The 25,315-nt window shown below is 73.6% G+C and carries 18 protein-coding genes; 6 read left to right on the top strand and 12 right to left on the bottom strand.

Features of this window, described 5'->3' with window-relative positions; all coding sequences use genetic code 11:
• Positions 1-16 precede the first annotated feature (16 nt).
• Both ACFRMQ_RS16430 and ACFRMQ_RS16425 read right to left on the bottom strand, forming a co-directional pair.
• Complete coding sequence (locus ACFRMQ_RS16430; protein WP_380731139.1) at positions 17-7,573, bottom strand: SDR family NAD(P)-dependent oxidoreductase; 7,557 nt, start codon at positions 7,571-7,573, stop codon at positions 17-19.
• Positions 7,574-8,000: 427 nt separating this feature from the next.
• On the bottom strand, positions 8,001-9,404 hold the full coding sequence (locus ACFRMQ_RS16425; protein WP_380731138.1) for a cytochrome P450: 1,404 nt from the start codon (positions 9,402-9,404) through the stop codon (positions 8,001-8,003).
• 576 nt (positions 9,405-9,980) lie between these two features.
• Between ACFRMQ_RS16425 and ACFRMQ_RS16420 the strand changes: the two genes are divergently transcribed.
• Both ACFRMQ_RS16420 and ACFRMQ_RS16415 read left to right on the top strand, forming a co-directional pair.
• Positions 9,981-11,720 (top strand): BTAD domain-containing putative transcriptional regulator, encoded by a 1,740-nt coding sequence (locus ACFRMQ_RS16420; protein ID WP_380731137.1) that lies wholly within the window; start codon positions 9,981-9,983, stop codon positions 11,718-11,720.
• Between the two features lie 43 nt (positions 11,721-11,763).
• Positions 11,764-12,834, top strand: coding sequence for a Rieske 2Fe-2S domain-containing protein (locus tag ACFRMQ_RS16415; protein WP_380731136.1), 1,071 nt, complete (start codon positions 11,764-11,766; stop codon positions 12,832-12,834).
• A gap of 93 nt (positions 12,835-12,927) precedes the next feature.
• Here the strand turns inward: ACFRMQ_RS16415 and ACFRMQ_RS16410 are convergent, their stop codons facing one another.
• The 7 genes from ACFRMQ_RS16410 to ACFRMQ_RS16380 all read right to left on the bottom strand — a co-directional run bounded on the left by ACFRMQ_RS16410 (position 12,928) and on the right by ACFRMQ_RS16380 (position 20,064).
• The gene (locus ACFRMQ_RS16410) at positions 12,928-13,113 is read right to left on the bottom strand and encodes a 2-hydroxymuconate tautomerase (RefSeq protein WP_380731135.1); all 186 of its coding nucleotides are present in this window, start codon (positions 13,111-13,113) and stop codon (positions 12,928-12,930) included.
• A 35-nt stretch (positions 13,114-13,148) separates the two neighbouring features.
• A complete protein-coding gene (locus ACFRMQ_RS16405; protein ID WP_380731134.1) occupies positions 13,149-13,652 on the bottom strand; it encodes a hypothetical protein in 504 nt (167 codons plus the stop codon).
• Positions 13,649-14,800, bottom strand: a complete 1,152-nt coding sequence (gene solA, locus ACFRMQ_RS16400) for an N-methyl-L-tryptophan oxidase (RefSeq protein WP_380731133.1) — start codon at positions 14,798-14,800, stop codon at positions 13,649-13,651. The genes ACFRMQ_RS16405 and solA overlap by 4 nt, the downstream gene beginning before the upstream one ends.
• Before the next feature lie 8 nt (positions 14,801-14,808).
• Positions 14,809-15,474: an FMN-binding negative transcriptional regulator gene (locus ACFRMQ_RS16395; RefSeq protein WP_380731132.1), complete on the bottom strand. Its 666-nt coding sequence runs from the start codon at positions 15,472-15,474 to the stop codon at positions 14,809-14,811.
• Between the two features lie 76 nt (positions 15,475-15,550).
• Positions 15,551-16,831 carry a lysine N(6)-hydroxylase/L-ornithine N(5)-oxygenase family protein gene (locus ACFRMQ_RS16390; protein ID WP_380731131.1) on the bottom strand — a complete coding sequence of 427 codons (1,281 nt, stop codon included), beginning with the start codon at positions 16,829-16,831 and terminating at the stop codon, positions 15,551-15,553.
• 721 nt (positions 16,832-17,552) lie between these two features.
• Positions 17,553-18,653, bottom strand: coding sequence for a PP2C family protein-serine/threonine phosphatase (locus tag ACFRMQ_RS16385; protein ID WP_380731130.1), 1,101 nt, complete (start codon positions 18,651-18,653; stop codon positions 17,553-17,555).
• A gap of 190 nt (positions 18,654-18,843) precedes the next feature.
• Positions 18,844-20,064, bottom strand: a complete 1,221-nt coding sequence (locus tag ACFRMQ_RS16380) for a cytochrome P450 (protein WP_380731129.1) — start codon at positions 20,062-20,064, stop codon at positions 18,844-18,846.
• 156 nt (positions 20,065-20,220) lie between these two features.
• Between ACFRMQ_RS16380 and ACFRMQ_RS16375 the strand changes: the two genes are divergently transcribed.
• Positions 20,221-20,577: an arsenate reductase family protein gene (locus tag ACFRMQ_RS16375; protein WP_380731128.1), complete on the top strand. Its 357-nt coding sequence runs from the start codon at positions 20,221-20,223 to the stop codon at positions 20,575-20,577.
• A gap of 50 nt (positions 20,578-20,627) precedes the next feature.
• Here ACFRMQ_RS16375 and ACFRMQ_RS16370 read toward each other — a convergent pair whose 3' ends face one another.
• Positions 20,628-21,098 (bottom strand): pyridoxamine 5'-phosphate oxidase family protein, encoded by a 471-nt coding sequence (locus tag ACFRMQ_RS16370; protein WP_380731127.1) that lies wholly within the window; start codon positions 21,096-21,098, stop codon positions 20,628-20,630.
• A gap of 103 nt (positions 21,099-21,201) precedes the next feature.
• Here ACFRMQ_RS16370 and ACFRMQ_RS16365 point away from each other — a divergent pair, with 103 nt between their 5' ends.
• The gene (locus tag ACFRMQ_RS16365) at positions 21,202-21,750 is read left to right on the top strand and encodes a DUF1697 domain-containing protein (protein WP_380731126.1); all 549 of its coding nucleotides are present in this window, start codon (positions 21,202-21,204) and stop codon (positions 21,748-21,750) included.
• Positions 21,751-21,896: 146 nt separating this feature from the next.
• Positions 21,897-22,460, top strand: a complete 564-nt coding sequence (locus ACFRMQ_RS16360) for an FHA domain-containing protein (protein ID WP_380731125.1) — start codon at positions 21,897-21,899, stop codon at positions 22,458-22,460.
• Between the two features lie 96 nt (positions 22,461-22,556).
• On the opposite strand, the gene ACFRMQ_RS16355 is transcribed toward ACFRMQ_RS16360, so the two are convergent.
• Complete coding sequence (locus ACFRMQ_RS16355) at positions 22,557-23,519, bottom strand: DUF1152 domain-containing protein (RefSeq protein ID WP_380731124.1); 963 nt, start codon at positions 23,517-23,519, stop codon at positions 22,557-22,559.
• Between the two features lie 70 nt (positions 23,520-23,589).
• Between ACFRMQ_RS16355 and ACFRMQ_RS16350 the strand changes: the two genes are divergently transcribed.
• Positions 23,590-24,183, top strand: a complete 594-nt coding sequence (locus tag ACFRMQ_RS16350) for a DUF6891 domain-containing protein (RefSeq protein ID WP_380731123.1) — start codon at positions 23,590-23,592, stop codon at positions 24,181-24,183.
• Positions 24,184-24,358: 175 nt separating this feature from the next.
• On the opposite strand, the gene ACFRMQ_RS16345 is transcribed toward ACFRMQ_RS16350, so the two are convergent.
• Positions 24,359-25,171 (bottom strand): hemerythrin domain-containing protein, encoded by an 813-nt coding sequence (locus tag ACFRMQ_RS16345; protein ID WP_380731122.1) that lies wholly within the window; start codon positions 25,169-25,171, stop codon positions 24,359-24,361.
• Between the last annotated feature and the right edge of the window lie 144 nt (positions 25,172-25,315).

Below are 25,315 nucleotides of genomic sequence, written 5' to 3'. Positions count from 1 at the left end.
CCCCGGCACGGGGTCGTCAGGACTGGCTGTCGGGGCGGAGCTGGTTGAGGACGGTGGTGGCGATGCCGGTCACCGAGGCGGTCATCACCTCGGGGGCCGGGATCGCGCAACCGGTGTGGCGGCGGATGTGGCCGATGAGTTCGGTGGCGGTCAGGGAGTCGGCGCCGAGCTGGTCGATGCGGCGGCCGACGTCGACGCGCTCCGGCGTGGTGTGGAGACCGGAGGCCAGCCAGGTGGTGAGGGCCTCCAGCAGGATCGGGCGGGCCTCCTCGGCGCTGGCGGCGGCCCGCAGGCGCGGCAGCAGGCTGTCGTCGTCGCCGGCGTCCGCCGTGTGCACCAGCATCGCGGTGCGCGGCGCGGTGACCGCGGGGAGGAAGGCCATCAGCGCCTGCTCCCGGCCCCGGGACTCGGCGACCACCGCGGAGACCGTGGTGTCCGGGTCGTGGAGCAGCATGTCGAACCGGTCCAGGGCCTGGGCCGAGGTCATGGGCAGGATGCCGTAGTCGCTCATCACCGAGGTGATCCCGGTGCGGAGCACGTAGCCGACGTCGGAGATGGCACCGAACTGCAGGACGGTGGCGGGCAGGCCGTCGTGCCGGCGCTGGTGCGCGATGTTCTCCAGCGCGAGGCTGGCCGCGGCGTAGGAGGCCTGCCGCCGGTTGCCCAGCAGCGCGGCGAAGGACGAGTACAGGACGAAGAAGTCGAGGTCCCGCTCGCGGGCGTGGGCGTCGAGCAGGAGCGCTCCGGTGAGCTTGGGGCCGAGGACGGTGAGGTACCGCTCGGCGGACAGGTCGGTGATCTCGCCGTCATCGAGGACCATCGCGGCGTGGACCACCCCGGCGAGCCGGCGTCCGCCCGCGTCGATGTCGCGGAACAGCCGGTCGACGGCCTCCGGGTCGGAGACGTCGACGGAGCGCGCCTCCACCTGGACGCCCTGGGCGTTCAGGCCGCTGACCAGGCCGGCGGCGTTCGGGTTGGCCTCGGTGCCGCGCCGGCTGACGAGCGTGAGGTGGCGCGCTCCCCGGCGGACCAGGTGCCGGGCGGTCTCGGCGCCGAAGCCGTCGAGACCACCGGTGACCAGGTAGGTCGCCGTGGCGTCCAGCACCGGCGCGTCGGCGGCGCGGTCCAGCGGGACGCCGTCCTCCAGCAGGATGACCGTCTTGCCGGCCCCCTGGCCCGCCAGGACGCCGTCCATGGCCTCGTGGATCCGGTCCGCGGAGTAGACCGTGTGGGGCACCGTGCCGCACTCGCCGCTGTCGATCATCTTCTGCAGGTCCCGCAGGCAGCGGTCCACCCTGGCGGAGGGCTGCTCGAACCAGCCGACCACGTCGACGGCGTGCACGGTGGCACCGCGTTCCAGGGACGGCATCCGCAGCGGCGCCGGGGTCGGCGCCACGTCGAAGAAGTGCCCGCCCGGCGTCAGCAGGTCCAGCGCGCGCTGGCGCAGGTCCGGCGTGATGGCGCCGAGGTCGAGGATGACGTCGACACCGCCTCCGGTGACCTGGCGGACCTCCTCGGCGAAGCCGGGCGCACCCGAGTCCACCACGTGGTCGATCCCCGGCAGGCTCAGCAGCGCGCGCAGCGCCGGCGTCGCGGCGCCGACGATGACGCGGCTCCCGGCGCGCCGGGCGAAGTCGACGGCCGCCAGCCCGGTCGCGTCGGCCCCGCCCAGGACCAGGACGCTGTCCTCCGGTCCCACGTCGGCCAGGTGGCCCAGGACGTGGTGCGTGGTGAGCCAGGCGGTGAGCAGGGTCGCCGCCGCGACGGAGGTGACCTGCTCGGGCAGCTTCACCACCCGGTCGGCGCGCAGGTTGATGTGCGAGGCCAGCCAGCCGCCGGCCGTGATCCCGGCGACCCGGTCGCCCGGGACGACGCCGGTGACGTCGTCCGCGACTGCGGTCACCACGCCCGCGCCCTCGCAGCCGAGGTGGACGTCGCCCGGACGCGCGCCGCGCGGCGGGAGCAGGCGCCCGGTGGTGAAGAGGGCGTCCCTGCTGTTGAGGGCCGCGGCCTGCACCCGCACGGTGATCTCCCCCGGCCCGGGGGCGGGGACGGCGCTGTCCTGCCAGACCAGCCGGGGCGGGGCGCCCGCCTCGCCGTGCACGGTCAGCGCGAACTGCGCGGTGGTGCCGTGGGCACGGGTCCGCCGGGTCTCCGGCACCGCCCGCACCCGCACGGCGAACCGGCCGTGCGCGGTGATCACGCACTCGTCCTCGGCGTCGGGGTGGGTGATCTCGTACGCCACGTGGCCGGCCGCCCGCTCCGCCGGCCCCTCGGTCGCGGCGACGACCCGGATCCTGCGGACCGTCACCAGCGGCTGCTCGTTGGCCAGGCTGCGGCCGGCACCCCACAGGGCCGAACCGGTGTGCGTCATCGGGGCGTCCAGGCTGTCGGCGGTCGTCGACGCGACCAGCCACAGGGTGGGCTGGAGGTCACCGCCGGCCCGCGCGCAGGCGGCGGCCAGGGCGCTCAGCTCCGCACAGGCCCGGGCGACCCGCTCGGTGATCCGCTCGGCCGGCGCCGGCACGGTGTCGTCGGCGATCAGCACGACATCGACCGGCCCGGCGGCCGGCAGCAGGGCCGCCCAGTCCGTCGGCGACTGGAAGGCCGAGACCGTCACCTCGCGGGCTCCCGTGGCGGTCAGGGCGGCTGCCACGAGGGCGCCGAGGCCCTCGGCCGTGCCGTTCCCGTTCTCGGTGATCAGCAGGCACGGGGAGGCCGCGACGTCCGCCTCCTGTTCCCGCTGCTCGCCGGCGGGTCCGGCGCCCGGGGCGCGCACCGCCGCGATCACCGAGGCGGGAACGCCCTCGACGTCCGGCTGCGCGCTCAGGAACGCGCTGGTGGAGAAGCCCGCTCGCTCCAGCACGGGCGCCCACTGATCGCGGGTCAGCGCCGCGCCGGCCGGCCGCAGTTCGGTGTCGGTGGAGTCCCAGAAGGAGTCCAGGATGCCGAACAGGGTCGCCACGTAGGCGTTGCTGTGCATCTCCAGGGCGACGAGCTGGCCGTTGTCGTCCAGCAGCGTGGCGGCATGGCGCATGCCCCGGGTGATGTCGGTGGTCGTGTGCAGGGCGTTGCTCGCGATGACGAGGTCGAAGGAGCCCGCCACGAACCCCTGGTCGAGCGGGTCGACGCCGAGGTCCAGCGCGCGGTACTCCAGGAAGTTGAAGGCGGCGAAGCGGGCCTCGGCCTTGGGGAAGAACGCCGAGGAGACGTCGGTGTAGACGTAGTGGGTGCGGTCGGCCGGCAGGTGGGGCAGGATCCGGGCGGTGAAGCCGCCGGTGCCGGCGCCGATCTCAAGGATCCGCAGGGGCCGGTCGGCCGGCCAGTCGGCCAGGGCGGTGCCGAGGTACGCCACGGCCGCGTCCGACAGGTAGGTGAGCCCCGGGTCGTGGTTGTAGACCTGCGCGGCGATCGGACCGGACTCGCCGAACAGGACCTCCAGGCCCTCCGCCTCACCGGTGAGGACGCCGGGCAGGCTGCGGCCGACCCAGGCGGCGGCCTGCCACATCACGATCAGCTCGGGGAACTCGGCGAGCCAGCCCTGCACGAGCTCCTCGGGAACCGGGGTGCCGCTCTGCTGCCAGCCGCCCTCCGGACGGGCGGTCACCAGCCCGTACCGGACCGCGATCGCCAGCATCGTCTCGACCATCTTGCCCAGGCTCTCCCGGACGCCCGCGCTCCTCAGGTCGTCCATGGTGAAGACCCGCTCGCCGGCCTGGCCGACCGGCTCGATCGCGCCCCGTGCCACCGCGGACTCCAGGATGCGGTCCACCGCGGCCGCCATGAACTGCGCGCTCAGCTGCCGGGACCGCTCCATGTGGCCGCTGTAGCCGGCCTCCCGGAACGCCTCGTCGAGCCGGGCGACGACCGGGCCGCAGTCCTCGATGACCCGGGCGGGATCGGGCAGCGGGCTGGGGGTGCCGGGCAGCGCGGTCATCCGCGGGCGGGCCCTGAGCACCTCGTCGTAGACCCGGGGCGCGGGCGAACCGGTGTTCTCGATGCGCCGCGCGTACACGTCCACCAGGTCGAGCAGGACCGTCCCGTCGGTGTCGCAGACGGTGATGTCGCACATGAGGCCGGTCTCGGTCACGGCCGTCAGCCGCATGTGCGCCACGACGGCGGCGGGCAGCGGGCCCCAGACGCGGACGCTGCCCATCGACACCGGCAGGTGCGGGACGTAGGGCTGCGCGGAGCCGGTGACGGCGCGGGCGGACAGCGGCAGCATCGCCTGGAGGCAGCCGTCGAGCAGGACCACGCGGGCCTGGTGCTCGCTGTCGGCGAACCGGTCCGTGCGCAGCCTCGCCAGTCCTTCGCTGCCCTGGACGGCCAGCGTCTCCAGCGTCCGGAAGGCCGGCCCGTAGTGCAGCGAGACCGCGGTGCAGGCCTCGTAGTGGTCGGACATGTCGACGCTCTCGCCGATCCGCCCGGCGAGGTCCGCCAGGTCCAGCGGAGCGGGCCGGCCGTCGGCCAGGCCGCGCCAGCGCCCGCTCACGTGCTGGACGGCCTCGATGTCGTGCCCGGTGTGCCCGGCGACGACGAAGGTCCCGTCGGGGCGGACGGTGGTCGTGGTGCGCACCGGAGCCGCGCCGGGCTCGCCGGGCAGGACCAGCGACCGGGCGATGGCTATGCCGAGCAGTTCGACGGGCCCGCCGTGCACCTCGCGGGCCGCCGACAGCGCCATGTCGAGGAAGCCCGTGCCGGGCATGACGACGGCCTCGCCGACCTTGTGGTCGCCGATCCAGGCCGCGCTCTGCTCCCGGCCCCAGGTCGGGTCGCCCGCGAGCAGGCGCCGGCCGAGCAGCGGGTTGGACGCGGGCGGCTGCGGCACCGGCGCGATCTCGTGGTCGGACCACCACGAGGGGTCGCCCAGCTGGAAGCGCTGGCGCTGCCACGCGTAGGCCGGGACGTCGACGACGCGACAGCCCCGGGGGAAGAACCGGTCCCAGTCCAGCCGCGCCCCGGCCGCGACCGCGCGCAGCACGGTGCCGCGCAGGGTCCGCGGACCGGCGCTGATCCGGGTCAGCGTCGACGCGACCTCCACCGAAGCGCCCTCGTCGCCGGCGATGCGGCGCAGGTAGCCGCTGAGCGCCGGGTGGGGGCCGACCTCGACCAGGACATCGCAGCCGTGCTCCTCGCCGACCAGCGCCGCGACCGCGTCGGCGAACCGGACCGGCTCGCGCACGTTGCGCCACCAGTAGTCGGCGTCCATCTCCCCGTCCGCGACCGCGCGGCCGGTGACGGTGGAGATCAGCGGGATCCCGCCCGGACCGGCCACGAGCTCGCCCAGGCCCTCCTTCAGCGGGCCGCGGACCGCGTCCATGGCCGGGCTGTGGAAGGGGTAGTCCAGGCGCAGGAACCGGAAGGACACGCTGTCGGCGGCGCAGCGCTCCTCCAGGGCCTCCAGCGTCTCGCTGTCGCCGGCCAGGGTGACGTCGTTGCGGGAGTTCACGGCCGCGACCACCACGCGGTCGGCCGCCCCCGTCTCGTCGAGCAGGCACTGGGCCTGCGCGGGCGACAGCGCCACGGCCGCCATCCGCCCGGTCCCGAAGGTGGGTGCCTGCGAGATGCTGCGGTGCGCGATCACCCGGCACGCCTGGGAGCGGTCGAACACGCCGGCGCAGTAGGCGGCCGCGACCTCGCCGACGCTGTGGCCGCAGACCGCGTACGGGAGCACGCCCCGCTCGCGCAGCGACATGACCAGGCCGGCCTGCAGCGCGAACAGCATCGGCTGCGCCACCTCGGTCAGCGCCCACCGGGCGTTGTCGGGCGTGGCCATCTCGGCCTCGACCGACCATCCGAGCAGCGGCTCCAGTTCGCGGCTGACGGCCCGCACCTCGGCGGTGAAGGCGGCGTCGTGCCCCAGCAGTTCCGCGCCCATCCGCGGCCACTGGGTGCCGTTGCCGCTGAAGACGAACCCGACGCGTCCGCGCGAGGTGCTGACGGCCGAGGCCGCCTCGTCCGACGCGCCCTTCTCCGCCAGCTCCCGCAGCGCCCGCGCGGCCGCCGCGCCGCTGGTGGCCAGCACGGCCGCGCTCAGCTCGCGGCGCTCGCGCCGCCGCACGGTGGTGTACCCGACGTCCGCCAGGGCGGAGTCGTCGATGGCCTCCAGGTGGTCGGCCATCGCCAGCGCCGCCTCGCGCAGCGCCGCCTCGGTGCGGCCGGTGACCACCACCGGCACGGCCGCGCCCGCCGGGGCGGACCCGCCCTCGTCGGCGCCCGGGGCCGGCTGCGCGTCCAGCATTTCCAGCACCACGTGCGCGTTCGCGCCGCCGATGCCGAACGAGTTCACGCCGGCGATGCGCCGCGTGCCGGGGCCGCCGTCCAGCGGCCGCATCGCCGTCACCGGGTCGAGCCCCAGCCCGCCGAAGTCGATCGACCGGTTCAGCGGCTGCGCGTGCAGGGTCGCGGGCACCCGCCGCTCGCGGAGCACCAGCAGGGCCTTGAACAGGCCCGCCATGCCGGCCGCGGCCTCCAGGTGTCCCAGGTTCGACTTCACCGAACCGATCGGCAGCGGCTTCCCGCTGCGCCGCCGGCCCAGCACCCGTCCCAGGGCCTCGCACTCGGCCGGGTCGCCCGCGGCCGTGCCGGTCCCGTGGGCCTCCACGTACGAGACCTGGTCGGCGGTCACCCCGGCCTCGGCGTACGCGCGCTCCAGCATCGCCGCCTGCGCGGCCGCGCCCGGCATGGACATCCCGAGGGTCCGGCCGTCGGCGTTGACCACCGATGACCTGATCACCGCGTGCACCCGGTCGCCGTCGGCCAGGGCGCGGCTCAGGGTCTTCAGCAGCACGACGCCCGCGCCCTCGGACCGGACGAAGCCGTCGCCGTCCTGCGAGAACGAGTGGCAGCGCCCCGTCGGGGAGAGCATCGACGCCTGGCTGGAGATGACGTGCCCGCCCGGGCCGAGCACCAGGTTCACGCCGCCGGCCAGCGCGACGTCGCAACGGCCCGAACGGACCGTCTCGGCCGCCAGGTGGAGGGCCGTCAGGGAGGAGGAGCAGGCCGTGTCGACCGTGTGGGACGGCCCGTGGAAGTCGAACAGGTAGGACAGGCGGTTCGCCGCGCTGAACGCCCCGGTTCCGGTGGGGGCGAACGAGTTCATCACCCCGGGGCGGCGCAGCAGCAGGCCCCAGTAGTCCTGGACGGTCAGGCCCATCACGACCGCCGCGTCCGAGCCCGCCAGCAGCCGCGGGTCGACGCCGGCGTCGTCGAAGGCCTCGACCGCGCACTCCAGCAGCAACCGCTGCTGCGGATCGATCTGGGCGGCCTCCTTCGGCGAGATGCCGAAGTACTCCGGGTCGAACCCCCAGACGTCCCCGAAGATCCCGGCCGCGCCGGTGTAGGCCTTCCCCGGCCGCACCCCGCCGCCGTCGATCACGAAATCGTCGGTGCTGAACCGGTCACCGGGGACCGACGTGACGAGGTCCTCGCCGCCGGCCAGGGCCGCCCACAGCCCGCCCAGGGTGGTGATCCCTCCGGGGAGGCGCAGACCCACCCCGATCACCGCGACCGGCTCCCCCGCGCCCTCGGCAGTCCTGGCACCGCTCGTGCCGACTCGTTCCTGACTCACCATCACTGCGCCCGCCCTTTCACATATTTCTTCCACACGCGTGACCGCTTGCGTTTCTCACATGCGTGACCGCCCGCGTTTCCGGACAGGGGATCCTGTGGCCGTCCGCGCGGCTGCTCGTGGTTCTCGGAAAGTGGTTCTCGGAAACTCGGGCCGGCCCCGTCCGGGGACCGGTGTCCGGTGGGGAGTGGAGAAGACCGGGTTCGGCGGGGCACGGTCCACCGCACGGTGTCCTGCGGGCTCGCGCCGCGTCACACCGTGGGAACGCCACCGCGTTGCCGGAGATCGGCGGGTGCGCCCCGCGGCCCTGGAGGTTTCCCCACTCCAGGGCACGGGCGACCCGCGCGAGCGGCACACCGGTCCCCCCGGGCGGCGGGAACAGCCTCGCCGGCCCGGGTCGGTCCGTGTGCTCGCGCCGTGTTCTGTGCGCCTATGCGGCTGCCCTGGCGGTCAGTCGCATCTTGAGTTCACGCGGCCCCATCGAGGTGGTGATGGCCGGGTGCCCCTGGCCGGGCATCGGCTCCAGCCGCCAGCGGGAGGCGATGTCCGCCAGCGCCAGCACGGCCTCGGTGACGGCGAACTGGTCGCCGATGCACTTGCGCGCGCCGCCGCCGAAGGTGAGGAAGGCGTTGTTGCGCGGGGTCGAGTGCCGCTTCTCGGCGTCCCAGCGGTCGGGGTCGAAGGCGTCGGGGTTCGGGTAGTAGTGCGGCAGGCGGTGCAATGCGTAGGAGCTGTACGCGATGGTCGTGCCGGCCGGGATGTCGTAGTCGCCCAGGCGGGTGTCCGCCGTGACGGTCCGGGTCCAGATCATTCCGGCGGGCGGGTACAGCCGCAGCGTCTCGGTGATGATCTGGTCGGCGAGCTTCAGGTCGGGCAGGTGGTCCAGGGAGACCGGCTTGCCGTCCAGGACGCGGTCGACCTCGGCCCACAGCCGCCGCTCGATGTCCGGGTGACGGGCGATCAGGTACAGCGCCCAGGACAGCGCGATCGCCGTCGTCTCCGAGCCCGCCACCAGGAAGGTCAGCACCTCGTTGCGGAGTTCGGCGCTGCTCAGGCGCTCGCTCTGGCCGCCGACGGGGCACTCGGAGGCGCCGGTGTCGCGGGACGCCAGGAGCGCCGAGAGCAGGTCCCCGTGGTCCTCCGGGTTGGCCTGGGCCTTGGCGATGATGTCGGTCACGGTGTTGTGGAGCCCGGCCAGGGCCCGCTGGTAGCGCCGGTTGCCCGGGGTGGGTATCCGGTTCAGCACGGCCGGCAGGAACATCTGCCGGTAGGTCGCGTGCTGCACCTCGATGGCGTCGCCGACCAGCCGGCGCAGGTCCTGCGGGGGCAGTGTCCCGCCGAGCATCGCCTGGAGCATGTTGTGCATCGTCAGGCCGAGCATCTCCGCCGGCATGTCCAGGATCTGACCGTGGCGCCACTTGCCGGTCATCAGGCTCGTGCCCTCGGTCATCACCTGGGCGTAGCCGGAGAGCCGGTTGCGGTGGAACGCGGGCTGGACCAGCCGGCGCTCCCGCCGGTGCATGGAGTGCGGACAGGTCACCAGGCCGTCGCCGAACACCTGCTTGGCCTGGTCGAACAACAGGCCGCCCTTGTCGTAGACGCGGTCGTTGAGGAGGATCTGCGAGGTCAGCTCCGGGTCGCAGACCATCACCGCCTTGAGCGGGCCGACGCTGATGCTCATGACGTCGCCGTGCGTGGGCAGCGAGCGCAGGAATCCGCGCGGGTCGCGCAGGGCCCTCACCGCATGGCCCACGACGGGGAGTGCGCCGGGCGCCACGGGAATGCCCTCACCGGGATACGTGGTGGTCCTCTTGCCTGCAAGCGAGTTGCGCATGCGACCCTCCCGGGTGCGTCGAGTTCCATTCCGGCCCATTTGGGGAAAGGGCCGATAATGAATGACCGAGTGTTTTACTGATGCCACACAAATGAGCGCCTTTCGCGACAGCACAGACTATCAGCGTGATCGCGACGGGTGCGTGATTCGAGCGTGATCGCGACGTGATCCCGCTGGTGGTCCCCGTATTAGCCGACTGAACCCCGGCCAATCGCCCACACCGGAAGGCGCTCCGGGATCGCCTGCGGGGCGCCGGAGCCGGCCCCCCTGGCGACGATTGCCGACCAAAGATCACAAACGGAACTCCAAACATGGCCCGACCGCTCCTGGCTAAAACCGCCGATGGGCCTTGACGACCACCATCGAATTAATGATTCAATAGCGGCGCGCGTCCGGAACCCAGGCGTTCCACGGGTTCCGGGTTCACGGGAGCCGCTACTCGAACGGGGGGCGTCAGTGCAGTTCGCAATCCTCGGGTCGGCTACGGTGCGTTCCGCGAACGGCGCCCCCCTGGCAACTATGAGACCCCGCCAGCGGAGCACCCTGTGCATCCTCTTGCTGAATAGCGAACGCCGGGTGAGCAAGGAATATCTCGCCGACGCGCTCTGGGGGGCCGACCTGCCCAGCGATCCGGGCGGCGCACTCCGGAGCAACCTCTACGGCCTCCGCAAGGTGACACCGATCAGGGGCCGGCTACAGACCGGCCGCGACGGCTACGGCCTCGCCCTGCACGAGGGCGACGTGCTGGACCTGGACCGCTTCCGGGGCCTGGCCCAGCAGGCGCGGACGGCCCAGCTGCTGGGCGACGTCGACGCCGCGGCCCGGCTGTTCCAGCGCGCCCTGGACACCTGGGGCGACCCTCCGCTGGCCGACATCCCGGCCACGCCGATCATGCAGCCGGTCGTCTCGGAACTCCTCGAACACCGCCATGCCGCCCAGGAGTCGCTGGTGGACGCCCGGCTGACCCTCGGCCAGCACCACGAACTGCTGCCGTTCCTGATGTCGCTCACCGCCGCGCAGCCGCTGCGGGAGCGCCGGTGGGAGCAGCTCATCCTCGCCCTGTACCGGTGCGGCAGGCGGGCGGAGGCGCTGGACACCTTCACCCAGGCGCGCCGGCTCCTCGTCGAGGACTACGGCATCGACCCCGGGGGCCCGTTGCGGCACCTTCAGCAGCTCATCCTGGCGGACGACCCGATGCAGGCCCTGACCCTGCCCGTCCCGCCCCAGCGGATCCACGCCGACATCGCCCGCGAGCCGCGCCCCCAGCAGCCCGACACCCCCCGGCCACCGGTCGCCGTTCCCCACCAACTCCCGGCCGAGCCACGGAACTTCATCGGGCGCGAGGCCGAGCTCAAGATGCTCACCGAGGTGGCGGACGGGATGTCGCCGGTCGGCTCCTCCCCGGTGGTCTCCGTGCTGTGCGGCCCCCCGGGGATCGGCAAGACGGCCTTCGCCCTCCACCTCGCCCACCGGATCGCGGACCGCTTCCCCGACGGGCAGCTGTACATCGACCTGGGCGCCTTCGGCCCGGCGACCGACCCGGTCGACGCCCAGGAGGCGATCCGGTCCGTCCTCGCCCCGCTGATCCGGCTGCCGGATCCGGACACGATGTGCCCGGCCGCCTACGCCAACCTGTACCGGACCACCCTCGCGCAACGGCGGATGCTCATCCTGGTCGACAACGCGTACGACAGCGCGCAGGTGCAGCCGCTGATCCCGGCCGGCCCGCAGTGCATGGTCATCATCACCAGCCGCCGCAAGCTCACCGGCCTGGTGACCTCGCACGGCGCCCGGCTGACCACCCTGGACCTGCCCTCCCGGGCCGAGGCGACGGCCCTGCTCGCGAGCCGGCTGGCCGCCGGCGGCCTCGCCGTCGACGGCGCCGTCCTCGCCGAGATGGCCGAGGCGTGCGCGCGACTGCCGCTGGCGCTGGTGATCGCGGCCACCCGAGCGGTCGGCAGGCCCATGGTCCCGCTGCGCCACCTGGCCGACGAACTGCGCAGCGAGCAGAACCGGCTGAACGTGCTGCGCGGCGGCCGGGCCTCGGGCGACATCCGGACGGCCTTCTCGTGGTCCTACCGGCGCCTGACCCGCACCGAAGCACGCATGTTCCGCGTCCTCGGCGCGCACCGGGTGCGCGAGATCACCGCCGCCGAGGCGGGACGGCTGGCCGAGGTGCCGACCCTGGCGGCGATGCAGGCCCTCACCGGGCTCGCCTACGCGCACCTGATCCGGGAGTACGCCGCCAGGCGGTACCGCTTCGACGACCTGATGGGCGCCTACGCGACCGAGAAGGCGCGGGAGGAAGAGGACTGACCGCCCGGGTGGCGGCCGTGAGCAGTGGAACGAGGAGGAAGACGTGAACAGGCGATCGCTGGCCGGGCTCCGGGATCTCCTGCGGCCGGGAGCCGGTCCGTCGCGGGCCGACCTCGCCGCGGGAGCGGAGGACCGGGTGCCACTGCCGTACCCGTCGGGCTGGTTCTGCCTGGCACTGTCCCGCGAGGTGCCGGCCGGCGCGGTGGTGAACCGACGCCTCGCGGGGCGCGACGTCGTCCTCTACCGCACCAGGGGCGGCGTCCTGCGGGCCGTGGACGCCCACTGCCCCCACCTGGGCGCCCACCTCGGCGCCGGCGGGGCGGTGGACGGCGAGCACCTGGTGTGCCCGTTCCACCGGTTCGCCTTCGACGTCGAGGGGTCCTGTGTCAGGGCGCCGGGCGGCACCCCGCCCCGGGCCGCACTGGGGCGGCACTCCGTGCGCGAGCGGGGCGGGGTCGTCTACGTCTGGCACGGCCACGACGCCGCGCCGCCCTCCTGGGAGCCTTCGGAGCTGCCCGACGACCGGTTCGCGCCCGCCGCCACGTGGAGCACGGTCCTGACCTCGCACCCGCAGGAGGTCATGGAGAGCTTCGTCGACTACGAGCACCAGGCGGTCGTGCACAACGTCGCGCTCCGCGAGGTGAAGGCGCCGCTGGAGGACGGGCCGCTGCTGCGCATCGCCTTCGGCGCGGCCATCAGGCTCTCCGTCGGCCTGGGGACCATCCGGGTGGAGCAGGGCCTGGCCCTGTCCGGACTCGGCCTGGCGTCGGGCGAGGTGACGCTCCATCAGATCGGGATGACGCTGGGGGTGGTGGTCACGGCGACCCCGGTCGGGCCGTGGCGGACCCGGCTGCGGGTGGTCATCATGACGGACGCCGCCTCGCGCCCGAACTTCCCCCTGCCCCGGAAGGCCGCCGCCGTGTCGCTGTCCGCCGTGGCGGGGCGGGCGCTCATGTGGACCGTGGTCCACCACATGGTCCAGGACGCCCGGATCTGGAACCGGAAGCGGTACCTGCCGGACCCCGCGCTCACCTCCGCGGAGGGCGCGATCGGCCGGTACCGGGGCTGGGCGGGGCAGTTCTACCCCCTGGAGGAACCGGCCGGCCGGGCCTGACCGCGGAGCGACCCGGCCCTGTCCGGGATGGGCGATGAACTCCCCGCGGTCCGCGGGGAGTTCATCGGTGTCCGGCGCCGATCCGGACAGTGACTAGCGGCGGGAGTACATGGTCCCGCCGAGCGCCCAGTTCTCGCGCTCGACCTCGTCGATGATCACCCAGACGTCCTCCGTCTTGGCGTCGCAGGTGCGCACGATCGCCTCGGTCAACTCCTGGACGAGGGCTTCCTTCTGTTCGGAGGTACGACCGGGGAACATCTGCACGCGGATCATGGGCATGTGGCTCTCCTCAAGGGGGTCGGGGATTCGGTGGGTCAGCTGAGCGGAGCGACGAGGTAGGGCCTGCCGAGTCCGGCCGCGTACGCGAGCGTCTCCCAGGTGCCCGACCCGTCATCGGTGCCGGTCAGCGGGAAGCCGATGACGAGGTCGCTGTGGTCGACGAGCCAGCGGTTGCGCGCGGTGAACGCGGCCGCGCCGATGCCCTCGGGGTGGTCGAGCTCGACGATCCGCTCGACCCGGCCCGCGGCGTGCGCCTGCTCGATCGCCTCCCGCGCGTCCGCCGGCTGGTCGGCGCACCGCACGGGGACGGCCACGACCAGCCGGCCGGCGTCGCGACCGGCCAGGAAGCGCAGCGCCGAGGTGTCGACGCCCGCGGCGCCGCCGAGCAGCCAGCCGCGGTCCGCGGCCGGTACGTCGGCGAACGGCGCGAGCACGCGCTCGAACAGCTCCGCCAGGACGTCGTGTCGCGACTCGGTCTGACGCGTGCCGGTGATGGCGATGGTCAGGCCCGGGTGCACGGTGCGGCCCACGTCGGTCACGCGTTCGCGTCGGTCAGGCGGCGCGGGTCGAACAGCGAGATGTCGTGGGTGCTGGTGCCCTCGGTGGCCAGCTGCGCGATCACCTCGCCCAGCGCGGGGGCGAACTTGAAGGCGTGGCCCGAGGTGCCGGCGGCGACGGTGATCCGGTCGCTCTGGGCCGACGGGCCGATGATGAAGCCCAGGTCCGGCGAGTTGTCGTACATGCAGACGCGGCTGCGCAGGTAGCGGCCGGGCAGCGCCGGGATCCGCTTGGCCAGGAACTCCCGCACGGCCTCGATGTCCCGCGTGCTGACGTGGCGGTCGAGGGAGTCCGGGTCCGCGAGATCGCCGCCGCTGTGGATGCCGGCCTTGACGCCGCCGGAGGGGCCGTCGACGGCCGGGTGACCGTAGCCGACCGTGCCGTTCTCGCCCTCCCAGATCCAGTACGGCTGGCGGCCGGGGTAGAAGTCCTCGGCCCGCGAGATCGGGTCGAACCAGAGCATCACCTTCCGCATGACCTTGATGTGCGGCTGGAGCTCGGGGAGCAGTTGCGGGGCCCAGGCGCCGGCCGCGACCACCAGGCGGTCGGCCTCGTACACGCCGGTCTCCGTGCGCACCCGCACACCGCTGCCGGTGTCCGAGACGTCCAGCACCTTCTCGTCGAACCGCAGGTCCGCGCCGTGCTCGCGGGCGAGGTCGAGGTGCGCGGTGACGACCTGCTCGGGACGCACGTAGCCCGAGGACGGGTCCCACACGGCGACGTCGCCCGGCCCGGGGTTGAACTCCGGGAAGCGCGAGCGGATCTCGTCGCTCTCCAGGTACTCGAACTCCAGGCCCGCCTCCCGGGCCGAGGTGAGCGCGGCGGGCACGAGCGCGCCGCCGGACGGGCCGACGCAGATCCCGCCGGTGCGGTGGAACAGCGTCTCGCCGCGGATCTCGCCGAGCTCGTCCCAGAGGTCGTAGGCGCGGTCGAGCAGCGGGACGTACCCGGCGCCCATGAAGTACGCCTTCCAGACCCCGCGGCTCTCGCCGTGGCTCGCACCGCGCGCGTGCGCGGGCCCGAACCGGTCGATGCCGATCACCCGGCTGCCGCGCGCGGCGAGGTGATAGGCCGCGGCGCTGCCGAGCCCACCCAGGCCGACTACGAGGACGTCAGCGGTTTCGGTCACGTTCTCTCTCACTCTCCGGTGGTGGCGGTCGGGGCGGCGGTCGTCATCAGGTGGCTGACCTCCCGGCGCAGCCCGACCGGGCTGGCGGCGAAGTGTGCGACCACCTTGTCCCTGGTGCGGTCGGCCTGTTCCTGGCTGAGCTTGAGCATCGTGTCGACCGACTCGACGGTGAAGCGGAAGGCGCCGACGCCGTCGACGATCTTGTCGAAGTAGTCGAGCGACGGGCTCGGGTCCCAGCCGAGGCCGTGCTCGGCCTCGAAGGCCGCCACCGTCCAGCGCACCACGTCGAGCGCGTCCTCCCGGGCGGGCATCGGGTGGACGCGGCCGTGGACGTGGGTGGTGGCGAAGTTCCAGGTGGGGGCGGCCGGGGTCTTCTCGTAGACGGCGGCGGAGACGTAGGCGTTCGCGCCCTGGAAGACCAGGGTCGCGTGCTGCCCCTCGTACAGCGTCTCCCAGTGCGGGTTGGCCCGGTTGAGGTGGCCGTAGAGCGTGACGCCGCTCAGCGACTCGATCCCCTCGGGCTCGGTGGCCGGCGGGAAGATCACGGGCAGGTGCGTGGCGAACGGCGCCGCGGGTCCGTTGCTCAGCAGCAGGGCCAGCGGGTACTCGCGGATCAGCCGGACGGCTTCGGTGTCCGGGGACTGGTAGATCTTCGGAACGTACATCTCGTGCATCTCCTTTCTCCTGGGAGCCTGCCCGACCTCCCGGAAGCCTCCGGGGCCCCGGCCATCGGGCGGACGCGGTGAGGACCTAGGTCCTGGCGGGAACCCCGGCCGTCACGGCCGCGAGGATCTCGCCGGCGCGCACCGCCGTGACCGAGAGCAGCGTCGAGGCCAGGCCGTGGGTGTGCTCCGTCGGGCCCTGCAGGTAGATCCCGGCGCGGATCCGGTCGGTGGTGACGAGCCGGTAGTCGCGGTCGAGGTGCGGGCGGGACTGGTCGTCCAGCTTGAGCTGGTCGGCCAACGAGCCGAGCAGGGCGAGCGGATCGGCCGGGCGGTACCCGGTGCCGAACACGACCGCGTCCGTCTCGAACTCGGTCAGCTCCCCGGTGGGCAGGTGCTCCACCGCCAGCCGTACCGCGCCGGCCTCCTGCGACAGCGAGGCGACCCGGCTGACGTTCATCATGACCAGCCGCGGCCGGGTGCCCCGCACCTGCTCCTGGTAGGAGCGCGCGTACAGGTCCTGGATCAGTTCGAGGTCCACGACCGCGTAGTTGGTGTTGCGGTGGTAGTCGAGCAACCGGCGACGGACGTCCTCGGGCGCCACGTAGTACTCGTCGACGGCGTCGGGGTCGAAGATCTGGTTCGCGAACGGGGAGTCGTCCGCCGGGCTGTACCCGTAGCGCCCGAACACGGCCCGCACCTCGGCCTCCGGGAACCTCCCGTGCAGGTGCGCCACCACCTCGGCGGCGCTCTGCCCGGCACCGACGACGGTGAGGCTGCGCGGCGCGACGGACTCGAACTCCGGTAGCCGGTGCAGCAGTTCCGAGGTGTGCCAGACCCGGTCCGACCGCTCGATGCCGTCCGGCAGCCAGGGCCGCAGGCCTGTGGCGATCACCACGTTCCGGGTGCGGTGGACCTCCTCGGCCCCGTCGCGGCGCACCACGACGTCGAACAGGTCGACGGCCCCGTCCGGACCGGGCACCGGACGGATGTCCACCACCTGCGCGCCGTAGCGCACCAGGTGCCCGACCCGCTCGGCGCACCAGGCGAGGTAGTCGTGGAACTCGATGCGCAGCGGGAACAGCGACTTCTGGTTGATGAACGCGGCGAGCCGGCCCCGGTCCCGCAGGTAGCACAGGTAGCTGTGCGGGCTGGCCGGATTCCGCATGGTGACCAGGTCCTTGAGGAACGAGACCTGCATCGTCGCCTCGTCCAGCAGCATTCCGGTGTGCCAGCCGAAGGCCGGCTGCCGCTCCAGGAACAGCGCGTCGCACCCGGCCGTCGCACCCGCTTCGTCCAGCGCGAGCGCGACGGCCAGGTTCGACGGTCCGAATCCGACGCCGACCAGGTCGAGCACCGCTTCCGGCATGGTGGGGCTCCTCTGACGAAGTGGAGAACGGGTTGCGTCCCGGCGTCCGCGATGCCCCCGTGGACCGTGGTGCAGCCGGGGCGGGGCCGGACTCATCCTTGAGCGGGCCCCCCGCTCAAACAAGCAGCGCTGTCGGCTCTGGCCCGATCGCGATCCGCTTTGGCCGGTTCGAACCCGACCCTGAGCGACTTTGTAGCCCTTCGGATTGCTTGCTGGTAAACAAGACTGACGACTCATCACGCGCGGCCGGGGGGGCCAATGCGGCGGCGCGGGACACCCGCTCCCGCCCAATCCCCGCAGCGGCCGGGCCGGCAGAGCCACCCCGACGCCCCACCCCGCCCGCGACCACCCCCCTGCCCGGCATTCCGACCTGCACGCACGCCGAACTCCCGCCCCGCGAGCCGGAGTCGACCGCCCGATCACCCCGACCGACCGCCGATTCCCGCCCACGGATTCCCGCCCACGGATGCGTCCGCGAATTCCCGCTCCGCCCACCCCGCGCGAATGTGATGACTGCCCGTCAGATAGGGGCCGAATCCGTCGCTCCCGCGACACGCTCAGACCGATTGGAAGTAATCCGGCATCGCCTCCGTCGGCGCCGCCCGGGGAGGAGCGCGCCCGCCGGCCCGTACGACGGGTCCGCCTTCCAGGCCTCCCGCCGATCGAGCTCGGGCACTCACGATCACCAAGCTCGACAGGGCCCGGTCCGGACAGGGCCTGGTCAGCGCGGGACGTCCGGGGTGAGGGCGAGGAGGGCGAGGTCGTCGGCCAGGAGGCCGGCGTAGTTGTGGACGTCCTGGGCGAGGAAGGAGACGACGCGGTCGGGGGCGGTGGTGCCGAGGGTGGCGAGGCGGGGGGCGAGGGGGTAGAAGGCGCCGGTGGTGTCGCGGGCCTCGCTGACGCCGTCGGTGTAGAGCAGGACGGTGTGGCCCGGGGGCAGGGCGACGGTGATCGTCTTGCTGCGGTCGCCGGCGGGGCCGAGGTGGCCGAGGCCGAGGGGGAGCTCGTCGGCGCAGGACACCGGGGCGATGCCGCCCCCGCCGAGGAGCAGCGGGGTGGTGTGGCCGCGGTTGACGATCTCCACGGAGTCCGAGCCCGGCCGGTACTGGAGCAGGATGGCGGTGACGAACAGCTCGTCGTCGCCGCGCTCGGCGGCGTCGCGCAGCACCGCGCGGTCCAGCTGGTCGGCGAGGTCGACCAGTCCGGGGGTGTCGTGCGCGGTCGCCCGGAACGCGCCGAGGACGTCGGCGACGGTGCGGACCGCGCCCAGGCCCTTGCCCCGGACGTCGCCGAGCAGCATCCGCACGCCGAAGCGGGTGTCGCACACCTCGTAGAGGTCGCCGCCGACCAGGACGTCGGCCTGGGCCGGGCGGTAGAGGCCGGCCACCCGCAGACCGCCGGGCCGCTCGGGCACCGGGCGCAGTACGGTGCGCTGGAGGGTCTCGGCGATCGTCCGGGCCTGGAGCAGGTTGCGGTTCTGCCGGGTACGCTGCCAGGACAGCGCGGTGCCCATGATTCCGGAGAGCAGGGTCGCGATGTAGACCCAGATGTGGTGCTGCTCGTTGACGTGGTGGGTGCGCAGCGCCAGGGCGAGCTGGAGCGCCAGGGAGCCGGCCGTGGCGGCGGCGGTCACCGCCGGGCCGTAGCTGAACGCCGTCACCACGGGCAGCGCGGTCAGCAGGAATCCGGCGGAGACGGCGTCCGGGACGACGGCTTCGGCGACCAGGTCCAGCACCAGCAGGATCACCGGCAGCCAGGGAACCCACCGCGGCACCTTGGGCTCCAGCGCCGCGGGGCGCGGCGGGCGGGGCGCTGTGGACACGAAGGGACCTCCTGGCGGGCGGCCGTTCCGGGTGATCGGTCCGGATTGACCGGCTTGGTCCCACCATGCTCCCCCACGGGTGGCCCGGCCGCGCATGGCCGAACGTCCCGGTCCACGGGGCCGGAGGAGCCAATTCCGGTCCCGGGAACCGCTGGTCGGCGCCCTGTCGGGCACCGACCGTCAGAGGACGTCAGCGGACGGTCACCGGCAGGGTGTCGAATCCGCGCAGCACCAGGCGGTCGCGCCGGGTGGGGACGCCGCCGGGGGCGAGCCGGGGGAAGCGGTCGAGCAGGGCGGGCATCGCGACCTCCGCCTCCAGCCGGGCCAGCTGGGAGCCCAGGCAGAAGTGGGTGCCGCCGCCGAAGCTGAGCGGCTGGCTGTCGGTGCGGGTCGGGTCGAACACCTCGGGGCGCTCGTACCGGGCCGGGTCGTGGTTGGCCGCGCCGATCAGCAGGATCAGCCCGCGGCCGAGCGGGACGGGCAGGTCCTCGACGGCGAGGCCCTCCTCCAGCGCGACCCGCCCGGTGAGCTGGACCGGGGAGTCGAAGCGCAGCACCTCGTCGGTGAACCCGGCCGGGGTGACGGCGCCGCTGCGCAGGCCGGCGGCGGCCTCGGGGTGGCGGAACAGCAGGGCGAGGCCGTTGCCGAGCAGGTTGGTCGTGGTCTCGAAGCCGGCCACCAGCAGCAGGACCAGGTTGGCCAGCAGTTCCTCGGCGGAGATCCGCTCGTCGCCCGCGTCGGCGGCGATCCGGGCCAGGTCGCTGACCAGGTCGTCCTGGGGGCGGGCCAGGCGTTCGGCGGCCAGCTCGGTGAAGTACCGGGACAGTTCGTCGGCGGCCTTGTCTGCGGCGGTCAGCTCGTCCGGGTCCTGGATGAACTCCAGGGCGACGGTCAGGTCGGAGGCGAGGCCGCGGAAGCGGTAGCGGTCCTCGTCGGGGACGCCGAGCAGTTCGCAGATCACCCCGACCGGCAGCCGGAAGGCGAGGGCGTCCATGAAGTCCACCGCGGAGCCGTCGGCGCCCTGCTCGGCCATGCCGTCCAGCAGCCGGCCGACCGCCGCCTCCACCGCCGGACGCAGCGCGGCGACCCGGCGGGCGGTGAACACCGAGGCGATCAGCGAACGGACCCGGGGCTGGTCGGGGGCGTTGCGCTGGAGGATCGAGCGGCCGAGCAGGGTGAGCGAGGAGTGTCCGAGGAACCGCGGGTCGAGGCCGGACATCAGGTCGGCGGTCTCGACGCCGAAGGCGGGCGTGCGCAGCACCTTGTTGACCGCCGCGTAGCCGCTCACCAGGAACATGCCCTCCCCCGCCGGGGCCACCGGGCCCAGCGCGCGGGCCCGCGCGTACAGCGGGTACGGGTCGGCCGTGCCCTCCTTGCCCATCAGCCGCTCGACGATCGCCGCGCCGTCCATTCGGTACCCCTCCCGAGATGACGATTCCTGGTGGGTGAACCGCCGGTGGGCGCGGTGGAGTTCCCGTACGGACCGACTCGGACAGCGGCCCCGGGCGGCGGGTCCCGGGGCGGCGGGTCCCGGGATGGCGGCCGACGGCTCGGTAGGGTGGCCGGCATGGAGATCTGGATCAACCCGCGGTGCGGCAAGTGCCGGACCGCGCTCGGCGCGCTGGACGGCGCCGGCGTCGAGTACACCGTGCGGCGCTACCTGGAGGAGCCGCCCACCGCGGCCGACCTGGAGCAGGTGCTGGAGCGCCTGGGCCTGGAGCCGTGGGACATCACCCGCACCAGCGAGCAGGTGGCGAAGGACCTGGGGATGAAGGACTGGACCCGGGAGGCGGGTGACCGCGGCCGCTGGATCGCGGCGATGGCCGAGCACCCCGTCCTGATCCAGCGCCCGATCATCACCGCGGACGACGGGCACGCCGTCGTGGCCCGCACCCCCGAAGCGCTCAAGTCCGTTCTGCCGTAAGGCTGTTCCCCCTCAGGGCCGCGCTGCCGTACGGCCGCTGCCCGGGCCGGTCAGCGGAGCTCGATCTTCTCCACCGGCCGGCCCGGGTGCCAGTTGTACACGAGCAGGTGGTCGCCCTCCAGGGCGGTGTGCACCACGTGGTCCAGCTCCAGCCGGAAGGCGTGGAACGGGGTGGGCGGCGGCTCGGGCAGATCGGCGGCGAAGGCGGCGAGTTCGGTCTCGTCGGTGATCTCCACGGCCCGGCCGGCCACCTTGGAATCCCCGCCGGCCATGGTCTCGTCGCCCGGGTGCGCGTGCAACGCGAAGCGGGCGTCGCGCTGGAGGTCACGCGCCTTGACCGCGCCGTACATCGATCCGAGCCACAGGTCGGCGCCGACGAAGTCGATCTCCGTCCCGCTCACCCGGGGCGATCCGTCCTTGCGCAGCGTCGCCAGGACGTGGTGCTTGTTCGCCTCGAACCGGGCCCGGACCAGCGGCGCCAGGTCGGGGGCCTCGTGCTCGAAATCCTGCCAGGTAACCATGGCGCCAGTCTGGCACCGGGCACCGACAACCGCCGGGCGCGGACGACCGGACGGGGACGCCGGGCGCCGGACCGTTGTCGGTGCCCGGTGCCACACTGGCGGGGTGACCACCACGACCACGTACATCGCCTTCCTGCGGGCCATCAACGTCACCGGCCGGACGGTGCGGATGGAACGGCTGCGGGCGCTCTTCGCCGAGCTCGGGCTGGGGGACGTCCGCTCCTACATCCAGAGCGGCAACGTCTTCTTCACCACCGACGAGCCGGACCGCGCCGCGCTGACCGGGCGGATCGAGGAGCACCTGGAGCGGTCGCTCGGGTACCCCGTGCCGGTGCTGCTGCGGACGGTGGACGAGGTCGCCGAACTGCTCGCCGCCGAGCCGTTCCGGGACGTCGAGGTCACTCCGGACATCCGGCTGGTCGTCGCCTTCCTCTCCGAACCGCTGCCGGACGGACTCGCCCTGCCCCACCGCTCGCCGAAGGGGGACGTCGAGGTGCTCGGCGCCGATCCGGGGGCGGCGTACGTCGTGGTCCACCTCCGGGACGGCAAGTGGGTCACCAAGGACATGTTCGGCAAGGCCTACCGGGGAGCGGTCACCTCCCGGTTCCTGCACACCACGGAGAAGATCCTGGCCGCCGCCCGGAAGGCCTGACGGCGCGTGAGCGCACCGGAAACCCGGCCGGGGCACGCGGAACCGCCCGGCCGGGCACGGCGTCTGCACTGCCATGACGCACGAAGCCCGCGCCCGCACCCGGCGCGACCTGGACAGCCGGAGTCGGCCGCGCCGACAATTTGGCCATGACGTCTCCTGAGCTGCCCACCGGCGCGGTCCGGCCGACCGGCGCGGTCCGGCCCTCCGACGCCGAACGGGAGCAGGCGCTCGGGATGCTGCGGGACGGCGCGGGCAGCGGGCGGCTCTCGCACGACACCTTCCTCGGCCGGATGGACATCGTCCTCCAGGCCACCAGTCGCGGCGAGTTGGACGCGGCGGTGGCCGGGCTGCCGACCGGCGGGCCGGTCGAGCGCTTCGTGCTGCGCACGGTCGGGCGGGCCTCCGCCTTCGGCGACCGGCTGAACCGCGCCTGGCGCACCGAGCGGCTGCCCGGGCTGAGCCTGCCGCAGGCCGGGGCCGTGCGGTTGACGATCGGCCGGCTCCCCGGGTCGGGACTGCGGCTGCACGACGCCTCGGTGTCCCGCAACCACGCCGAGCTGCGGCAGGAGGGGGACGGCTGGGTGCTGTACGACCTCGGCTCGACCAACGGCACCCATGTGAACGGGCGCCGGATCGCGGGCGGTGTACGGGTCAGGCCGGGCGACCAGGTGCGCTTCGGGAACCTGGAGTTCCGGCTCGCCGCGCTCTGACCCGGGCCGGACTCCGGCCCTGGGGAATGCCGACCCTGGGGAATGCCGACCCGGTGGGAAGCCGGCCCCGGGAACGCCGGCCCCGCCCTTCCCGGGTCAGTGCGGGAACTGCCGGGGCGGCCGCTGCCGGGGCAGCTCGTCCTGGAACTCGGCGATGACGGTGGCGATCTGCCGCATCATCACGGTGCGCTCCAGCCGGTCCAGGTACCGGTTCTCGGCGGCCAGCGCCTCGACCGTGACGCCGAAGTAGAGCGTCATCAGCGGATTGACGAAGAGCTCCTCGCCCTTGGTCCGGTCGGTGAAGCGGACATCGCCGAACCGGCCGAGCAGCGCCGCCGCCACCGAGCCGTTGACGATGCTGGGGTGCTCCGGGAAGGCGGCCCGGGCGTGCTCGACGGCGTCCAGGTAGAGCACGCCCTCCCGGCTCTCGCGCGGGATGGAGAAGGCGCCGAGGTAGCCGCCGGCCCGGTCGATCGCGGCCAGGTTCTCCAGCACCAGCGAGTGGTTGACGCCGTGGTAGGCGTCGATTCCGAAGCCGAGGCAGGCCACCAGCCGCTCGGGCACCTCGGTGAGGCCGGCGACCGCGGCCAGGCTCGCCATGTCCTCCTCCGGCGTGCCGAGTCCGACCTCGTCGCCGCGCATCAGGATGTCGGTGCCGCCGTCCACCAGCAGGATCGCGTCCACGCCCAGGTGGGCGACCAGCGCGCGGTAGGCGTCGCGCAGCGGCCGCACGCCGACCGTCGGGAAGGCCCAGACGGTGTCGGGCATCCGGTGCCGGTGCAGCCAACGGGCCAGGGTGCGCTCCGGGAAGTAGCCCTCGGGGGCGGCGGTGTCCGGTCCGATCCGGGCCACGTCGGGCTCCTCCCAGACCTCGGAGGGCAGGCCGTAGAGGTGGGTGAAGGAGAGGTTGGCCAAGTGCACCTCCTTGCCCGCGGCCCGCAGGGCGAGGGCGATCGGCAGCCCGGCGTACACGTCGAACCCGCCGCCGGCACCGGCGATCAGGATGCGCTCGGCGGCCAGCAGCCGGGTGATCAGCGGTGGTTGCAGCAGAGAGGTCATCGGCGGACGGTAGCAGGCCGGTGACGCCGGAGGCCCGGGGTTTGTCGGTGGCGGGTGCGAGGATGCCGGCATGACCGAGGAGACGGCTCTCGACCCCGTTGTGCTGCGCGAAGCCCAGGAGCTGGCCCGCGAGCTGATCCGGTGCGGCTTCCAGGAGCCGGACGAGATAGCCGAGTCCCTGGTCGAGGTCCTCGACGGCCAGGGGCTCACCGAGGAGGAGGCGGAGCGGATCGTCGCTCCGCTGTGGACCGAGCGGCTGGCCGAGCAGGCCGCGTGGCCGGAGGTCACCGACGTGGACCGGCTGGCGGACGCCTTCGACGCGTTGGAGGACCAGGGCATCGTCGCGGCGATGGACTTCACCTGCTGCGCGGGCTGCGGCTACGCGGAGATCGGCGGCGAGGCCGGGGAGGATTCGGTCGGCTTCGTCTTCTTCCACCAGCAGGACACCGAGGCGGCGGCCGCCGGGCGTGGACTGATGCTGCGCTACGGCGGGTTCCGGGCCGAGGAGGAGGCGGCGGAGGTGTCGGAGCGCCGGACGGTGGAGGTCGGACGGGCCGTGGTCGCGGCGTTGGCCGCGGTCGGTCTTCCGGCGGAGTGGGACGGCTCGCCCCACGCGGCGATCCGGGTCGCCCCGCTGGAGTGGCTCAACCGTCTGCCGGACTGACGTCGGCCCCGGCCGGAACCGGGCAGGGACGGAACCGGGCAGGGGCGGAAGCCGCGCGCGGCACCGGCCGGAGGCTCGTGCCATGCGCGTGGATCACCAGCCCGCGAAAGCACCCCTCGATCATCCCGAAAGCGCCCCGGAGGGAAGCCGGAGGGAAGCCGGAGGCACCCCCGAGTCAGTCGGCGACGACTCCCAGGCCGCCGAAGCCGGCACCGGCGCCGCCGCCCGAACCGTCCCCCGGTCCCCACAGCGACGAGGTGCAGCGCTGGTAGGTCGCGTGCCAGTGCGGCCAGTTGCGGGCCACGTCGTCGTCGCACTCGGCCAGCAGCCGATCGACCGTGTCGGGCTCCACCCCCTCCAGCAGCCAGGCCAGCGCGTCCGGCAGGCCCGGGCCGTCGGCCAGGCGCAGCAGGTCCAGCAGCTCGCCCAGCCCGCCGAGCCGGGAGCCGTCCGTGATCACCCGCTCCATCCGGGGCAGCAACTGCCGCTCCTCGATCCGCAGGTGGGTCTCCAGCCGGGCCGCCAGGTCCTCCATCGCGTACGCGACCGGCCAGGCACTGCCCGCGTCCCGGCTGGCGATCCGCACCAGGGTGGTGACCCGGGTGAAGGAGTGGTCCAGGTTGTGGTGGTCGTCCTCCAGCCAGTTGAGCAGCAGCCGCAGCTCGGGCGCGAAGCGGCGCACGATCGGCCAGAGCCGGGTGTCCTGCTGCTCGTGGTGGCAGGTGAGCATCGCGGTCATGAAGTTCCAGTGCCGCAGCAGCGCCTCGCCCTTGTCGTCCTCGCCGGGCTGGAGCAGCCGCAGCGCGGTGGGCAGCCGGGCGAGGTCCCGGCGCATCGCGGCGTGCACCAGGCGCAGCCCGGCGAACCTCGGGGTGGCCGGTTCCTCCGCCGCGGCCCGCCCGTACGCGTCCGCGCTCCGGGAGTCGGCTCCGGGCGGGCCCTGGGCGGGCGCGGTGGGGGCGGACAGGGACACCAGGTGGATGGGCATGGCACTCTCTTCACGGCTTGGGGCACGGCGGGTGGCGGCGGCCGGTCGAGGACCGCCCCAGCCAAGGTGCTCGCAGTCGATCAGAAACCAATCAATGTCCGATTGACGCGCAGGTCACGGGCCTGCGGACAGCCGGTCGACAGG

It is taken from the genome of Kitasatospora sp. NPDC056783, assembly GCF_042789895.1.
Classification (GTDB): domain Bacteria; phylum Actinomycetota; class Actinomycetes; order Streptomycetales; family Streptomycetaceae; genus Kitasatospora.
The sequence above is the reverse complement of the archived record's forward strand: the minus strand, read 5'-3'. Positions and strand labels throughout refer to the sequence as shown.

What these genes read in the sequence shown, in the direction of transcription:
- ACFRMQ_RS16430 (WP_380731139.1), bottom strand. Translation starts at nt 7,573, where the DNA reads ATGGTGAGTCAGGAACGAGTCGGCACGAGCGGTGCCAGGACTGCCGAG.
- ACFRMQ_RS16425 (WP_380731138.1), bottom strand. Translation starts at nt 9,404, where the DNA reads ATGCGCAACTCGCTTGCAGGCAAGAGGACCACCACGTATCCCGGTGAG.
- ACFRMQ_RS16410 (WP_380731135.1), bottom strand. Translation starts at nt 13,113, where the DNA reads ATGCCCATGATCCGCGTGCAGATGTTCCCCGGTCGTACCTCCGAACAG.
- ACFRMQ_RS16395 (WP_380731132.1), bottom strand. Translation starts at nt 15,474, where the DNA reads ATGCACGAGATGTACGTTCCGAAGATCTACCAGTCCCCGGACACCGAA.
- ACFRMQ_RS16390 (WP_380731131.1), bottom strand. Translation starts at nt 16,831, where the DNA reads ATGCCGGAAGCGGTGCTCGACCTGGTCGGCGTCGGATTCGGACCGTCG.
- ACFRMQ_RS16380 (WP_380731129.1), bottom strand. Translation starts at nt 20,064, where the DNA reads ATGGACGGCGCGGCGATCGTCGAGCGGCTGATGGGCAAGGAGGGCACG.
- ACFRMQ_RS16375 (WP_380731128.1), top strand. Translation starts at nt 20,221, where the DNA reads ATGGAGATCTGGATCAACCCGCGGTGCGGCAAGTGCCGGACCGCGCTC.
- ACFRMQ_RS16370 (WP_380731127.1), bottom strand. Translation starts at nt 21,098, where the DNA reads ATGGTTACCTGGCAGGATTTCGAGCACGAGGCCCCCGACCTGGCGCCG.
- ACFRMQ_RS16360 (WP_380731125.1), top strand. Translation starts at nt 21,897, where the DNA reads ATGACGTCTCCTGAGCTGCCCACCGGCGCGGTCCGGCCGACCGGCGCG.
- ACFRMQ_RS16355 (WP_380731124.1), bottom strand. Translation starts at nt 23,519, where the DNA reads ATGACCTCTCTGCTGCAACCACCGCTGATCACCCGGCTGCTGGCCGCC.
- ACFRMQ_RS16350 (WP_380731123.1), top strand. Translation starts at nt 23,590, where the DNA reads ATGACCGAGGAGACGGCTCTCGACCCCGTTGTGCTGCGCGAAGCCCAG.
- ACFRMQ_RS16345 (WP_380731122.1), bottom strand. Translation starts at nt 25,171, where the DNA reads ATGCCCATCCACCTGGTGTCCCTGTCCGCCCCCACCGCGCCCGCCCAG.